The organism is Pseudomonas sp. TH15, assembly GCF_016651105.1.
Classification (GTDB): domain Bacteria; phylum Pseudomonadota; class Gammaproteobacteria; order Pseudomonadales; family Pseudomonadaceae; genus Aquipseudomonas.
Genome location: NZ_JAEKEL010000002.1, coordinates 656,548 through 670,333, shown reverse-complemented (window position 1 = coordinate 670,333; position 13,786 = coordinate 656,548). Strand labels below are relative to the sequence as shown.

General features: G+C 56.8%; 14 protein-coding genes. 7 read left to right on the top strand and 7 right to left on the bottom strand.

What is annotated here, in order from left to right; all coding sequences use genetic code 11:
* Window positions 1–25: 25 nt before the first annotated feature.
* A complete protein-coding gene (locus tag JFT87_RS26890) occupies window positions 26–1,135 on the bottom strand; it encodes an ABC transporter ATP-binding protein (protein ID WP_201206333.1) in 1,110 nt (369 codons plus the stop codon).
* Window positions 1,132–2,052: an ornithine carbamoyltransferase gene (gene argF, locus JFT87_RS26885; RefSeq protein WP_201206331.1), complete on the bottom strand. Its 921-nt coding sequence runs from the start codon at window positions 2,050–2,052 to the stop codon at window positions 1,132–1,134. Before argF ends, JFT87_RS26890 begins: the two co-directional genes overlap by 4 nt.
* A 407-nt stretch (window positions 2,053–2,459) precedes the next feature.
* Here argF and JFT87_RS26880 point away from each other — a divergent pair, with 407 nt between their 5' ends.
* From JFT87_RS26880 to grxD, 3 genes are all read left to right on the top strand, one after another.
* Window positions 2,460–2,750 (top strand): hypothetical protein, encoded by a 291-nt coding sequence (locus JFT87_RS26880; RefSeq protein ID WP_201206329.1) that lies wholly within the window; start codon window positions 2,460–2,462, stop codon window positions 2,748–2,750.
* Window positions 2,751–2,884: 134 nt separating this feature from the next.
* Window positions 2,885–4,990, top strand: coding sequence for a molybdopterin oxidoreductase family protein (locus JFT87_RS26875; RefSeq protein ID WP_201206327.1), 2,106 nt, complete (start codon window positions 2,885–2,887; stop codon window positions 4,988–4,990).
* A gap of 97 nt (window positions 4,991–5,087) precedes the next feature.
* Window positions 5,088–5,429, top strand: coding sequence for a Grx4 family monothiol glutaredoxin (gene grxD, locus JFT87_RS26870; RefSeq protein ID WP_122840070.1), 342 nt, complete (start codon window positions 5,088–5,090; stop codon window positions 5,427–5,429).
* A gap of 162 nt (window positions 5,430–5,591) precedes the next feature.
* Here the strand turns inward: grxD and bfr are convergent, their stop codons facing one another.
* Both bfr and JFT87_RS26860 read right to left on the bottom strand, forming a co-directional pair.
* Window positions 5,592–6,065: a bacterioferritin gene (gene bfr / locus JFT87_RS26865; RefSeq protein ID WP_149657986.1), complete on the bottom strand. Its 474-nt coding sequence runs from the start codon at window positions 6,063–6,065 to the stop codon at window positions 5,592–5,594.
* 198 nt (window positions 6,066–6,263) lie between these two features.
* The gene (locus JFT87_RS26860) at window positions 6,264–6,482 is read right to left on the bottom strand and encodes a bacterioferritin-associated ferredoxin (RefSeq protein ID WP_008057530.1); all 219 of its coding nucleotides are present in this window, start codon (window positions 6,480–6,482) and stop codon (window positions 6,264–6,266) included.
* A gap of 317 nt (window positions 6,483–6,799) precedes the next feature.
* Between JFT87_RS26860 and JFT87_RS26855 the strand changes: the two genes are divergently transcribed.
* Window positions 6,800–7,402, top strand: coding sequence for a peroxiredoxin (locus JFT87_RS26855; protein ID WP_038981872.1), 603 nt, complete (start codon window positions 6,800–6,802; stop codon window positions 7,400–7,402).
* A gap of 76 nt (window positions 7,403–7,478) precedes the next feature.
* Here JFT87_RS26855 and rnt read toward each other — a convergent pair whose 3' ends face one another.
* Entirely contained in the window at window positions 7,479–8,156 is a 678-nt protein-coding gene (gene rnt / locus JFT87_RS26850) for a ribonuclease T (RefSeq protein ID WP_054045196.1), read from the bottom strand.
* Complete coding sequence (gene pyrC / locus JFT87_RS26845; protein ID WP_201206325.1) at window positions 8,153–9,199, bottom strand: dihydroorotase; 1,047 nt, start codon at window positions 9,197–9,199, stop codon at window positions 8,153–8,155. Before pyrC ends, rnt begins: the two co-directional genes overlap by 4 nt.
* A gap of 157 nt (window positions 9,200–9,356) precedes the next feature.
* On the opposite strand from pyrC, the gene JFT87_RS26840 reads away from it, so the two are divergent.
* From JFT87_RS26840 to JFT87_RS26830, 3 genes are all read left to right on the top strand, one after another.
* On the top strand, window positions 9,357–10,265 hold the full coding sequence (locus JFT87_RS26840; protein ID WP_201206323.1) for a flagellar protein MotY: 909 nt from the start codon (window positions 9,357–9,359) through the stop codon (window positions 10,263–10,265).
* A gap of 129 nt (window positions 10,266–10,394) precedes the next feature.
* Window positions 10,395–11,612, top strand: a complete 1,218-nt coding sequence (locus JFT87_RS26835; protein WP_088422930.1) for an argininosuccinate synthase — start codon at window positions 10,395–10,397, stop codon at window positions 11,610–11,612.
* Window positions 11,613–12,888: 1,276 nt separating this feature from the next.
* Window positions 12,889–13,515: a response regulator transcription factor gene (locus tag JFT87_RS26830; RefSeq protein WP_201206322.1), complete on the top strand. Its 627-nt coding sequence runs from the start codon at window positions 12,889–12,891 to the stop codon at window positions 13,513–13,515.
* Window positions 13,516–13,558: 43 nt separating this feature from the next.
* Here JFT87_RS26830 and JFT87_RS26825 read toward each other — a convergent pair whose 3' ends face one another.
* Window positions 13,559–13,738 (bottom strand): PA3496 family putative envelope integrity protein, encoded by a 180-nt coding sequence (locus JFT87_RS26825; RefSeq protein WP_007898493.1) that lies wholly within the window; start codon window positions 13,736–13,738, stop codon window positions 13,559–13,561.
* Window positions 13,739–13,786 lie beyond the last annotated feature (48 nt).

Below are 13,786 nucleotides of genomic sequence, written 5' to 3'. Positions count from 1 at the left end.
CCGCTCCCACATGGGTCCGTGTTTTTCAGCTAACGGTGCTGTACCGCCGCACGCCGGATTCGACCAGCGGAATCTGCGCCGCCGTGCTGCCAGATGCCTGGAACAGCACCAGATGCTCAGCCGCCACACGAATGCCCACTTGAGCACCTACCTCATGGTCGGCATGGCTCGGGAAGATCGATTCCAGCTGTGCGCCGGTTGGCATCTGCAAGCGGTACAAGGTCGACGCACCGAGGAACGTCTTGCCAACAATGCGTGCTTTCAAGGTGCTGTCCGGCGCATAAACGATATCGTCCGGGCGCAACAACACATCCACCGCGCCGCCAGTTGGCCAGGTGTAGGCGCGATTGCCGCGCAACTCACCGAGCTCGGTCTGCACCGACTCCGGGCTGCTTAGCTGGCCACGAATGAAGTAGCCCTGGCCAATAAAACTGGCCACAAACGGTGTCAGCGGTTCGTGATACAGGTTGTAGGGAGTGTCCCATTGTTCCAGGCGACCTTCCTTGAAAACCCCGACATGATCGCTGACAGCGAAAGCTTCTTCCTGGTCGTGAGTCACTAGAATTGCACTGGTGCCACGGGCCTTGAGAATGTCGCGTACTTCATGGCTGAGCTTGCGCCGCAATTCGCCATCGAGGTTGGAGAACGGTTCGTCGAGCAGCAACAGTTGCGGCCCCGGCGCCAGGGCGCGGGCCAGGGCAACGCGTTGCTGCTGGCCACCGGACAACTCGTGGGGAAAGCGCTTGCCGAGGTTCTTCAGGTTGACCAGTTCCAGCAACTCTTCGGTGACGCGATCCTTTTGCGGATGCTTGCGAATCCCGAAGGCAATGTTCTCGGCCACGCTCAAATGCGGGAACAGTGCGTAGTCCTGGAAGACCATGCCGATCCGGCGTTTCTCCGGGGCGAGGGTGAAACCGGCGCTGGAGATGGTCTCGCCAGCCAGCTGGATTTCACCTTCGTGCACCGGTTCAAAACCAGCGATGGCCCGCAGGGTGGTGGTCTTGCCGCAGCCCGAAGAGCCCAGCAGACAGCCGATGTCGCCGGCATTCAAGTGCAGGTTGAGGTTCTGCACAACTCGCTGGTCCTGATAGCCGCAGGCAAGGTTGCGCAGGTTGAGCAGTAATGGCTGACTCATGCGTGGTGGTACGCCGGCGCGACCAGAAACTCCAGCAGGGCTTTTTGTGCGTGCAGACGGTTTTCCGCCTGGTCCCAGGCAACGGAGCGCGGGTCATCCAACAGATCGACGCTGATTTCTTCGCCACGGTGGGCCGGCAGGCAATGCATGAACAGCACATCCGCAGCGGCTTGGTCGAGCAGGGCGCGGTTGACCTGGAACGGTGCGAACAGCTTCAGGCGCTTGGCGGTTTCTTCTTCCTGGCCCATGGAGGTCCAGACGTCAGTGCTGACCAGGTGGGCGCCGCGCACGGCATCCAGAGGATCGCGGACAATGGTCACACGATCGCCGGCCTTGGCCACGAATTCAGCGTTTGGTTCGTATCCTTCCGGGCAGGCAATACGCAACTGGAAGTCGAACTGGATCGCGGCTTCTATATAGCTGTTGCACATGTTGTTGCCGTCGCCGATCCAGGCCACGGTCTTGCCCTGGATCGAGCCGCGATGCTCAAGGAAGGTTTGCATGTCGGCCAGCAACTGGCACGGGTGCAAGTCATCGGACAGGCCGTTGATCACCGGTACGCGGGAGTTGGCGGCAAATTCAGTGAGGGTGCTGTGGGCGAAGGTACGGATCATCACCGCGTCGAGCATGCTCGACATGACAATCGCGCAGTCGCCGATCGGCTCGCCACGACCCAGTTGGGTATCGCGCGGCGACAGGAAAATCGCCTGGCCGCCGAGCTGGATCATGCCCGCTTCGAAGGAGATGCGAGTACGGGTCGAGGACTTCTCGAAAATCATCCCCAGGACACGGTTTTTCAAAGGCTCGAACAGTACGCCGCGGTTACGCAGGTCTTTGAGCTCAACGCCTCGACGGATCACGCTGACCAGCTCTTCGGGCGTGCAATCCATCAGGGAGAGAAAGTGCCTTGCGCTCATCATTGACTACCTTTTTGCTACAGACCGCAGATGCTCAAAGCCTTGTTTAATTGAAAAACGGGCGAGACCTGCGGCGTAAGCCGCACGGGGCGACGAAATAGGGGAAGGCGCGATCTTATAATTAAATGTCGCGTCTTACCAATAGGGCTACAGTTTTTAGGGGAGTTCAGAGGGGCTACGGGGTGACCGCAGTAGCGCTTTTGAAGCCTGTTTCCTGAAAGCAGCCCGTCATTTGTACACCGGGCTCATCGGGCATTGCAATCAAACGGGGCGGGGACGGCATAGCGATAGTCGGTTTCTGACCTATGATTCGTGATACGTAGTGGCACTGTGTCTCGTCTGAAACATTTGCTAATGCAAAGTGCTGGGTTATAACTACCTCACGAGCGACGCAGGAAGGCTTAAGAATGGAATCGAAAGAACAGCAATTGATGGCACTACTCGGTCTCACGGCCCGCTCCCTGACTCACCTCACGGCATCCATGACCTCAATGTCCTTTGAGTTGATGCGCAGTGACGACGAAGTGACAAAGGCCGCCGGTCGCCGGATGATCGACCGCATGGCCACCATCAGCACCGGGCTCGATGAGCATTGGCGGCTGATCGGCGAACTCACCGGCGTGCATGTCGCCCACGAGGAGATCGAAACCGTCCAGGAAATTCAGATGCAGTTGCCTCCCCGGTTGCCGCCGAACTGATTCCCCGCGGCCATCGGCTGGCCTGATGGTTGCCGATTCACAAGACGAACGTCGCTGGCGCAGCGACGGGGCAGGCGCCATAGTTTTGTTCCCGCGGCCGATATTGCCCGCCCAGAACAAAACAGAGACTGGCCATGACCAAGACTCTCCATCACCGTGCCTGCCACCTGTGTGAAGCCATTTGCGGCCTGACCATCGAAACCACCGAGGCCGAAGGTCGCGTGCAGATCACCTCGATCAAGGGTGATCCGCAGGATACGTTCAGCCGCGGGCACATCTGCCCCAAAGCCGTAGCCCTGCAAGACATCCAGAACGACCCGGATCGCTTGCACCAGCCGATGCGCCGGGTCGGCAGCGAATGGCAGGCCATCGCGTGGGAAGACGCCTTCAACCTTGTAGCCGAACGCTTGGCTGCGATTCAGGCGCGTCATGGACAGAACTCGGTGGCGGTTTATCAAGGCAACCCCAGCGTGCACAACTATGGGCTGATGACTCACAGCAATTACTTTCTTGGCCTGCTGAAAACCCGTAACCGATTTTCTGCGACCTCGGTCGATCAGTTGCCTCATCACCTGACCAGCCATTTGATGTACGGCCACGGCTTGCTGTTGCCGATTCCGGATATTGATCACACCGATTTCATGTTGATCCTGGGCGGTAATCCGTTGGCGTCCAACGGCAGCATCATGACCGTGCCGGATGTGGAGAAGCGGCTGAAAGCGATTCAGGCCCGGGGCGGCAAAGTAGTGGTGGTTGATCCACGCCGCAGCGAAACGGCAGCGATTGCCGATCAGCATCTGTTCGTGCGACCCGGTGGCGATGCGGCGTTGTTGTTCGGGATGCTCAATACGTTGTTTGCCGAAGGCCTGACCCGAGACAGCCATTTGCCAGTGGATGGTCTAGACGAGGTGCGTGCGGCGGTCGCGGGCTTCACGGCCGAGGTCATGAGCCCACTGTGCGCCGTTCCCGCCGAGCAGATTCGCCAATTGGCCCGAGACTTTGCGGCAGCGCCGACGGCGGTCTGCTACGGCCGCATGGGGGTTTCGACTCAAGCCTTCGGTACGTTGTGCCATTGGGTGGTGCAGTTGATCAACCTGGTGACCGGCAACCTCGACCGGGTCGGCGGTGCACTGTGCACTGAGCCGGCGGTGGATCTGGTGGCGTCGACTTCGGGTGGGCATTTCAATCTATGGCAGAGCCGGGTGTCCGGACGTCCCGAGTTCGGCGGCGAATTGCCGGTGTCGGCGCTGGCCGAGGAGATGCTCACCGGCGGGGAAGGGCAGGTTCGTGCGCTGATCACCGTGGCCGGCAATCCGGTGTTGTCGACGCCCAATGGCCGGCAACTGGAGCAAGCGCTGGACGGGCTGGAGTTCATGGTCAGCATCGACCTCTACATCAATGAAACCACCCGTTACGCCGACCTGATCCTGCCGTCGACCTCAGCCCTGGAAAACGATCACTACGACACCACGTTCAACATGTTTGCCGTGCGTAACGTCACGCGCTTCAACCGGGCGATCCTCGCCAAGCCGGAGGGCGCGCTGCATGACTGGGAAATTTTCGTCGGTCTGGCCAAGGCCTTTGCCGCGAAGACCGGCAAGGAGCTCAAACCGACCATTGCCCCGGCACAAATGATCGACCGTGGCTTGCGGATGGGGCTGTACGGCGATGCGTCGGAGCACAAGTTGTCGCTGGAGTCTTTGTTCGATCATCCTCACGGCGTTGATTTGGGCGCGCTCAAATCCAACCTGGCACCACGGCTCAAAACCGCGAACCAACATGTCCAGGCCGCGCCGGCAGCGATCCTTGCAGATCTGGCCCGGTTTGCATCGCTGCAAGCACCGGCTGCTGATGAACTGTTGATGATTGGCCGACGGCATGTGCGCAGCAACAACTCGTGGATGCACAACTATCACCGTCTGGTGAAGGGCAAGCCGCGGCATCAACTGTTGATGCATCCGGATGACCTCAGCAGTCGTGGGCTTAGCGATGGGCAGCGAGTACGGGTCAGTTCGCGGGTTGGCGTGATCGAAGTTGAGGTGCTCGGCAGTCTGGATATGATGAGAGGCGTGGTCAGCCTTCCGCACGGTTGGGGCCATGCGCGCCCAGGCGTGCAGATGACGATTGCCAGCAGCCAGCCCGGGTCTAGCGCCAATGACCTGACTGACGAATGTCAGCTCGACGAGTTGTCGGGGAATGCGGCGCTCAATGGTGTGCCGGTGACCGTGGCAGCCGCTTGAGCGTGTCTGTCGGGGAGACCGAGCATGGCGCTCGGGTTTCCGTTACAATGCGCCACCGTGCCGACCCTTGAGTCGGAAAGTTCAGCCGAGGTGCTCCATGGATATCATCGAAACGATTAAAGAGCAGATTGCTAACAACACCATTCTGCTTTACATGAAAGGCTCGCCGAATGCCCCGCAGTGTGGCTTCTCCGCAAAAGCCGCGCAGGCCGTGATGGCATGTGGTGAAAAGTTTGCTTACGTGGACATCCTGCAGAACCCGGAAATCCGCGCCAACCTGCCAAAGTACGCGAACTGGCCAACCTTCCCGCAACTGTGGGTCGGTGGTGAGCTGGTCGGCGGTAGCGACATCATGACCGAGATGGCTGCAGACGGTTCGCTGCAAACCACCATCAAGGCTGCTGTCGAAGCTGCTGCTGCGACCAAGACCGAAGCCTAAAGCGCAGGCTCCCTTGTAGGAGCTGCCGAAGGCTGCGATCTTTTGATCTTCAAGATGTAAAAAAGCCCCGCCTCTCGAAAGAAGGCGGGGCTTTTTATTGCACTTAAGAAGTTACTGCACTATTGCGGCTGCAATCGCCAAGATCGCAGCCTGCGGCAGCTCCTACTCTTCGCCCATCTGCGATTGCAGATAGTTCTCAAGACCGACTTTATCGATCAGGCCCAGTTGGGTTTCCAGCCAGTCGATATGTTCTTCTTCGGATTCAAGAATATCTTCAAGCAGTTCACGGCTGCCGAAGTCGCCGACGGTTTCGCAATGCGCGATCGCGACCTTGAGATCCGCATGACCGGTGCGCTCGATACGCAGGTCACACTCAAGCATTTCCTTGGTGTGCTCGCCGATGTGCAGCTTGCCCAGGTCCTGGACGTTCGGCAGGCCTTCAAGGAACAGAATTCGCTTGATCAGCTTGTCGGCGTGCTTCATCTCATCGATGGATTCTTTGTACTCGTGCTTGCCAAGCTTGTTCAGGCCCCAATCTTCGTACATGCGCGCATGCAAAAAGTATTGATTGATCGCGACCAGCTCATTGGCAAGGATCTTGTTGAGATGCTGGATGACTGTAATGTCGCCTTTCATGATGGGGTCCTGCCCTTTATTAACTGACTATAAGGCAGAGTTTGAGCCGCGTATTTAAGAGTGTCAAACCTAAGTTATTGAAACTTATATGAAAATTAATCGGAATAAGAATGTTTGTGTTCCGCGTCTAGTACCTAAGCGGTTGATTTTCAGGCATAAAAAAACCGGACATGAGTCCGGTATTTTGAAATACGGTAATTACGCAGCAGTAAATTCAACAGGAAATGGAATAGCGGCCTGGGCCGTTTGCAGCTTGGTCAGGGTTTCACGCACCACTTCCTTGGCAAGGCAGGCGCATTTACCGCATTGACTGGCTACGCCGGTGGCCTGACGGACTTCCTTGTAGCTGCAGCAACCTTCATAGATTGCATCGCGGATTTGACCGTCGGTGACGCCAGTGCAGAGGCAGACATACATAAAGTGAGAACCGTCGCTGGTTGTGACTCAATTGCGATGGATCTTAATGTTAACGAGAATGATTGTCAAAGTGGTTTCTGAAAGCTTTGCGTTATAAGTGCACATGACTGACGAACGGTTTTCCCGCTGGGCAATCCGCCAGTAAGCGTGGCGAGGGCAAATGAACCCGCCAGTGAAAAACCGTTAAGGACAGCTCAAATGTGCCGTGTATGATGTTCGGTCCTTGCGAAGCAGGTTCGTGTCACAGGGATGTCGCTTGAGGGTGGCAAGCTGACGCGGACCCAGTGCTTCACGTTATTTTGACCAGGAGATATCCAATGAGCGTACTCGTAGGCAAACAAGCCCCTGACTTCACCGTACCGGCCGTACTCGGCAATGGCGAAATCGTAGACAGCTTCACCCTGTCGTCGGCCATCAAAGGCAAATACGGCCTGGTGTTCTTCTACCCACTGGACTTCACCTTCGTTTGCCCATCCGAGCTGATCGCGCTGGACAACCGCATGGGTGACTTCGCAGAGCGCAACGTGGAAGTGGTCGCGGTGTCGATCGACTCGCACTTCACTCACAATGCATGGCGCAACACCCCGGTGAACAATGGCGGTATCGGCCAGGTTCGCTACACCATGGCTGCCGACATCAAGCAGGAAATCATGAAGGCCTACGACGTTCAGTCCGCTGACGGCGTGGCATTCCGTGGCGCGTTCCTGATCGACGACAAAGGCGTTGTCCGCTCGCAGATCATCAACGACCTGCCGCTGGGCCGTAACATGGAAGAGCTGATCCGTCTGGTTGACGCTCTGCAATTCCACGAAGCGCACGGCGAAGTTTGCCCTGCCAACTGGAAAAAAGGCGACAAAGGCATGACCGCTTCCACCGAAGGTGTTGCGGCTTACCTGACCGAGCACGCTGCGGCGCTGTAAGCCCAAGCGTAAGGCATAAAAAAACCGGCCGCCAAGGCCGGTTTTTTTGTGGGCGGGATAAATCCCTTCGACCGTATCAGTCGTTGAAGTCTTCCCAGCCGCCCATTTGTTTCCAGCGATTGACGATGCCGCAGAACAGCTCGGCCGTCTTCTCGGTATCGTAGCGAGCCGAGTGGGCCTCACGACCGTCAAAGTCGATATCGGCAGCCTGACAGGCCTTGGCCAGTACAGTCTGGCCATACGCCAAGCCGGCGAGGGTTGCGGTGTCGAAGCTGGAGAATGGATGAAACGGGTTACGTTTCATGTCCAGGCGCGCGACAGCGGCGTTGAGGAAGCCCAGATCGAAGCTGCTGTTGTGGCCGACCAGAATCGCCCGTTTGCAACCGTTGGCTTTCAGGGCCTTGCGGATGCCCCGGAAGATATCGGTCAGTGCGGTTTCTTCGCTCACGGCCATGCGCAGCGGGTGATCGAGCTTGATCCCGGTGAATTCCAGGGCGGCCGCTTCGATGTTCGCGCCTTCAAACGGCTCTACACGAAAGAAGTAAGTGTGATCGGGATACACAAAGCCTTTTTCGTCCATGGCGATGGTGGTCGCCGCGATTTCCAGCAGGGCGTCGGTGGCCGAGTTGAAACCACCGGTTTCTACGTCGACGACAACCGGCAGGTAACCACGGAATCGGGCCGCCATTGGATGACGAGGACCGCCTCCGCCGCCTTGACCGTCCTGTTCGTCGTCGAAATGGTCTTCACTCACGCGTGTTCCTCCAGCAGGCGCCAGCGCAGTTTTTCACCGGCGCGCAGCGGGATTACGGTCAGCTCGCCAAATGGCAGGCTGGTTGGGGCGGTCCACTCATCGCGGACCAGGGTGATGCGATCTGTATTCACCGGCAGGCCATAGAAGCGCGGGCCGTTGAGGCTGGCGAAGGCTTCGAGCTTGTCCAGCGCGTTGCGCTGTTCGAAGGCTTCGGCATACATCTCGATTGCAGCATAAGCGGTATAGCAACCGGCACAGCCGCAAGCGGCTTCTTTGGCGTGCTGGGCATGCGGCGCCGAGTCGGTGCCGAGGAAGAACTTCTCGCTGCCGCTGGTGGCGGCGTCGAGCAGGGCTTCCTGGTGAGTGTTGCGCTTGAGAATCGGCAGGCAGTAGAAGTGCGGCCGAATCCCGCCCACCAGCATGTGGTTGCGGTTGTAGAGCAGGTGATGAGCGGTGATGGTCGCGCCAACGTTGGCCGAAGCCGCGTTGACGAACTGCACGGCGTCAGCGGTGGTGATGTGTTCGAACACCACTTTGAGTGTCGGGAAACGCTCGACCACACGTCGCATGTGCTCATCGATGAAGATCTTTTCGCGGTCGAACACGTCGACATCGCCACGGGTGACTTCACCGTGAATCAACAAAGGCATCCCGACTTCGGCCATGGCCTCGATCGCCGGGAAAATCTTGTCGATGCTGGTGACGCCAGAATCCGAGTTGGTGGTGGCGCCGGCCGGGTACAGCTTGGCGGCGTGAACGAAACCGCTGGCCTTGGCCTCACGAATTTCTTCGGGCTGGGTGCGGTCGGTCAGGTACAGCACCATCAGCGGTTCGAAACGACTGCCGGCCGGGCGTGCAGCGAGAATCCGCTGGCGATAGCCGTCGGCTTCAGCGGCGTTGCGCACCGGAGGTACCAGGTTGGGCATGATGATGGCGCGACCAAAGGTGCGCGCGACATCCGCAACGGTATTGGACAAAACAGCACCATCGCGAAGATGAATATGCCAGTCGTCGGGACGCAGCAGGGTCAGGCGGTCGGACATGAGGGGATTCCAGGCGGGTCAAACTGAGGGGAATGCTACCGGAAAAGACTCATGCAGGCACTCGCTATCAAGTTTTGCAGCAAGCTTCCGATATCCAATAGGTATGCCGTAAACGTATGTGTCGGTCTTTTTGTTGTAGAAGCCAGTGGAGCCTCCCGTGCGCCAGCGTTATTTAGCCTTGCTCAGTGTGTTTGCCAGCCTTCCCGCGATGGCGCTCACTTTCCAGACCCGTCTGGAGAGCATCGAGTGGACGGTCGAAGGTGACAAGTTCGAATGCCGACTGACCCAGCCGATCACCGATTTCGGTTCCGGTGAGTTCGTGCGTCGTGCCGGCGAGCAGGCGATTTTTCGTCTCAAAGCCTACAACTCAATGATTGGCGGCGGTTCCGCGACTTTGCTGGCGGCCGCCGCGCCGTGGCAACCGGGGCGTGGGGACATCAACCTGGGCTCGGTGAACATTGGCAGCGGCAACGTGCTGTTCAACAGTTCGCAGGTTCAGGCCGGGCGCCTGATCAGTGGTTTGATGGACGGTCGTAGCCCAGTCATTCGGCACGCTTCGGGCGACGGTCGGGTGTCTGAAGTGCGTTTGCTGCCGGTCAAGTTCAGCAAAGCCTTCAATGACTATCAAGGTTGCGTGGCCAAGCTGTTGCCGCAGAATTTCGAGCAGGTGAAGCAATCCGAAGTCGGCTTCTCTGGTGAAGGTGTCGATCTGGATCCGGCAGCCAAGGCCAAGTTGCAGGTCATGCTGGCGTTCATGAAGGCTGACCCGACGGTCAATCACATCGAACTTGACGGTCATTCCGACAACAGCGGTAATCGTCTGACCAACCGTGAACTGTCACGCCGCCGGGCGCTGGCGGTGATGGACTTCTTCAAGGCCAATGGCATTCAGGAGTCGCAGATCACCATGCGTTTCCACGGTGAGCGCTATCCTTTGGCGCCAAACACCAATGCGGCCAACCGGGCCAAGAATCGTCGGGTGGCCGTGCGCCTGGAGCGCGTTGCGCCCATCGACAAACCGGCACCTGCGGCCACCGCTTCCGCAGGCGCTGCGGCGACCTCCTGAACCCGCTGTAATCGTCGCTCGCTCGACATAATCTGTCGCTTCGTCGTCATAAGCTGTCGCGCCACTGTAAATTATTCTGTATGAGCGGTAGACTTCTCGGCTTTCCGTAGAACCCCGTGGAGTGATGGCATGGCGGACGTAAACAAGGTCGTTCTGGCGTATTCCGGCGGCCTGGACACTTCGGTGATCCTCAAGTGGCTGCAGGATACTTATAACTGTGAAGTAGTGACCTTCACCGCTGACCTGGGTCAGGGCGAAGAGGTCGAACCGGCCCGCGCCAAGGCTCAGGCCATGGGCGTAAAAGAAATCTACATCGACGATCTGCGCGAAGAGTTCGTGCGTGATTTCGTGTTCCCGATGTTCCGTGCCAACACCGTTTACGAAGGCGAGTACCTGCTGGGTACCTCCATCGCTCGTCCGTTGATCGCCAAACGCCTGATCGAAATCGCCAACGAAACCGGTGCAGATGCCATTTCCCATGGCGCGACCGGCAAGGGTAACGACCAGGTTCGTTTCGAACTCGGCGCCTACGCCCTCAAGCCAGGTGTGAAAGTAATCGCTCCTTGGCGCGAGTGGGACCTGCTCTCCCGTGAAAAGCTGATGGATTATGCTGAAAAGCACAACATCCCGATCGAGCGCCACGGCAAGAAAAAATCCCCGTACTCGATGGATGCCAACCTGCTGCACATCTCCTATGAAGGCGGCGTGCTGGAAGACACCTGGACCGAGCACGAAGAAGACATGTGGAAATGGACCGTCTCCCCGGAGAACGCTCCTGATAAAGCGCAATACCTGGAACTGACCTACCGCAACGGCGACATCGTCGCACTGGACGGCGTCGAAATGACCCCGGCCACCGTGTTGGCGACCCTGAACCGTATCGGTGGTGAACACGGCATCGGCCGTCTGGACATCGTCGAAAACCGCTACGTGGGCATGAAGTCCCGTGGCTGCTACGAAACCCCAGGCGGCACCATCATGCTGCGTGCTCACCGGGCGATCGAATCGATCACCCTGGACCGCGAAGTGGCTCACCTCAAAGATGAGCTGATGCCTAAATACGCCAGCCTGATCTACACCGGTTACTGGTGGAGCCCTGAGCGTCTGATGCTGCAACAGATGATCGATGCGTCCCAGGCCCACGTGAACGGTGTCGTGCGCCTGAAGCTCTACAAGGGCAACGTGATCGTCACCGGCCGCAAGTCCGATGAATCGTTGTTCGACGCCAACATCGCGACCTTCGAAGAAGATGGCGGCGCCTACAACCAGGCCGACGCGGCGGGCTTCATCAAGCTCAACGCCTTGCGCATGCGTATTGCCGCCAACAAGGGTCGCAAGCTGTTCTGATTACTTCAGACGCGCAGTATAAATAGCGCCCTTGTCATTCTGACGAGGGCGCTATTGCTCAAGCCCCTTTCTCTCGCTTGCCTGACTCGTTCAACGCGTCGCACCCATTCAACGGTGTGTCCACTGTTCTTTCCAAGAACGTCTTCTGTCCGTCAATTTCCTTTCAGTATTGTCGCCATTCTCGTACACACGTTATAGACAAGGTAAAGCGTACTGCCTGTGGTCTTCTTGATGTGTTTGCTGTGGCTGAGAGCAACTTGCTTGAATAATGCATCAGAAGTTGAATCAGTCAAAAACATAATGATCCGGCTAGACTGTTTTCCGTGTAATGGGAATGCTTCTTTTAATTTGTCCAGCTCAATCTGAGTGTTGATCAGACGTACATCGATGATGGACAGTAAGCTCGAAGGTTTGGACAGTTGAACGGCGTATTCGACCCACAGCGAAGTTACGCGACGTTCCACCACTGGAGGATCGGGTGCATTGTCGGTGCGACGTTTTTCTTGCGGGTTCGCCGTGTTTTTATGATCTTCAAGCGCCTTCAGGAAGTGGTCGTCGCTATCGAAGTCAGAGGGGGCGTAGAGAGAAAGATAGTTGAAGTTGAGGGTGATAAAAAAAGCAGTAACAGATAGAAGGGAAAACTGATCAGGAACCAGATATAAATTTCACGCTCGGTATTGTCCAGAAACGGCAGGGATACCGCAGCCGACGTCTCCGAGATCAAGGCAAATATGCCAATGATTGTCATGGGGTTGGTTATTCTTTTTTTATATTAAGCGTGTTCTTTTTTTCATGGGGATTGTCCTCTGTTGTGAGCAGTGTGTTTTAGTGAGTGCCAGGTTGGTTGATGTTATTAGTGTCGGTGGCCGGTATCAAAAGGTATCTGCTGTCTGGAAGTTTCTTGTTGCAGAGTTTTTGTCGGTAGTCGTCAAGGATGTTGCTAACTTGTTCTGTAGAACTCGGTGCGCTCCGGTGATCCGCAGAATAGCTATCTGAAGTGGCCAAAGTTGGGCTGGCTGATCCGGGAGAATCAGTATTTAGAGTCGCTGCCGGGATGGGTAAAAATTCGCAGGGCTCCTCGGCCAAAAAGACGCTCAAAAGCCGCACGTACAGTTTGCCTGAACGTTTCAAATGCATTTTTTGTAGGAATAATCTTTATTGGTTGTAGGGCATGTCTTTCGCTGCAAGTGCAAGAGAACAACGCCATGCCACAGGCGATATGACTAAGCTAAGGTGCGGGCTCTAAAAATTCGAACAGCGAAAATTGGACTTGCCCATGAATAAAGTGCTGATCGTGGATGATCACCCTGTCATTCGTCTTGCGGTGCGTTTGCTAATGGAACGTCATGGCTACGAAGTCATCGCAGAAACAGACAATGGTGTGGATGCATTGCAACTTGCTCGCGAACTTATGCCGGACATTGTCATTCTGGATATTGGTATACCGAAACTGGATGGGCTGGAAGTCATCGCGCGTCTGACATCAGTGGCTTCGCCGTTGAAAGTGTTGGTGCTGACTTCCCAGGCACCAGGGCATTTTTCAATGCGCTGCATGCAATCGGGTGCTGCTGGTTATGTTTGCAAGCAACAGGATCTCACTGAATTGCTCAGTGCTATCAAAGCTGTATTGTCGGGTTACAGCTACTTCCCTAATCAAGCCTTGCATACGGTTCGGTCCAGCCTGGGCAATGCCAGTGAGGCCGATATGGTGGATCGATTGTCGGGGCGGGAAATGATGGTGTTGCAGCAACTGGCTCGGGGGAAAACAAACAAGGAGATTGCCGATGGAATGTTTCTCAGCAACAAAACTGTCAGTACTTACAAAACCCGGTTATTGCTAAAGCTCAATGCCCGCTCGCTGGTGGACCTTATCGAGCTGGCCCAGCGCAATGGCCTGGTATGACGGCACATAGTAAAAAGCCTCCGTTTCGGGAGGCTTTCAGGTGTCATAGATCAAAATCGTAATCGGCCAATTGCTTTTGCAGTCGGCGCTCCTCCAGCAGATTGTCGATGGTGCGGCGCTTGCTCAGGTTGGTCTTCGCCACTTCAACCACCGGTTCAGCGTCATCGGCCTCAACGGGGGTGAAGTCGTCTTCTACGTCCAATTGCTCTTTGCCAGTACTCATTTTGTTACTCCAGGCTAAGACTGCCTTTGGGGCTCCTTATATCGACAT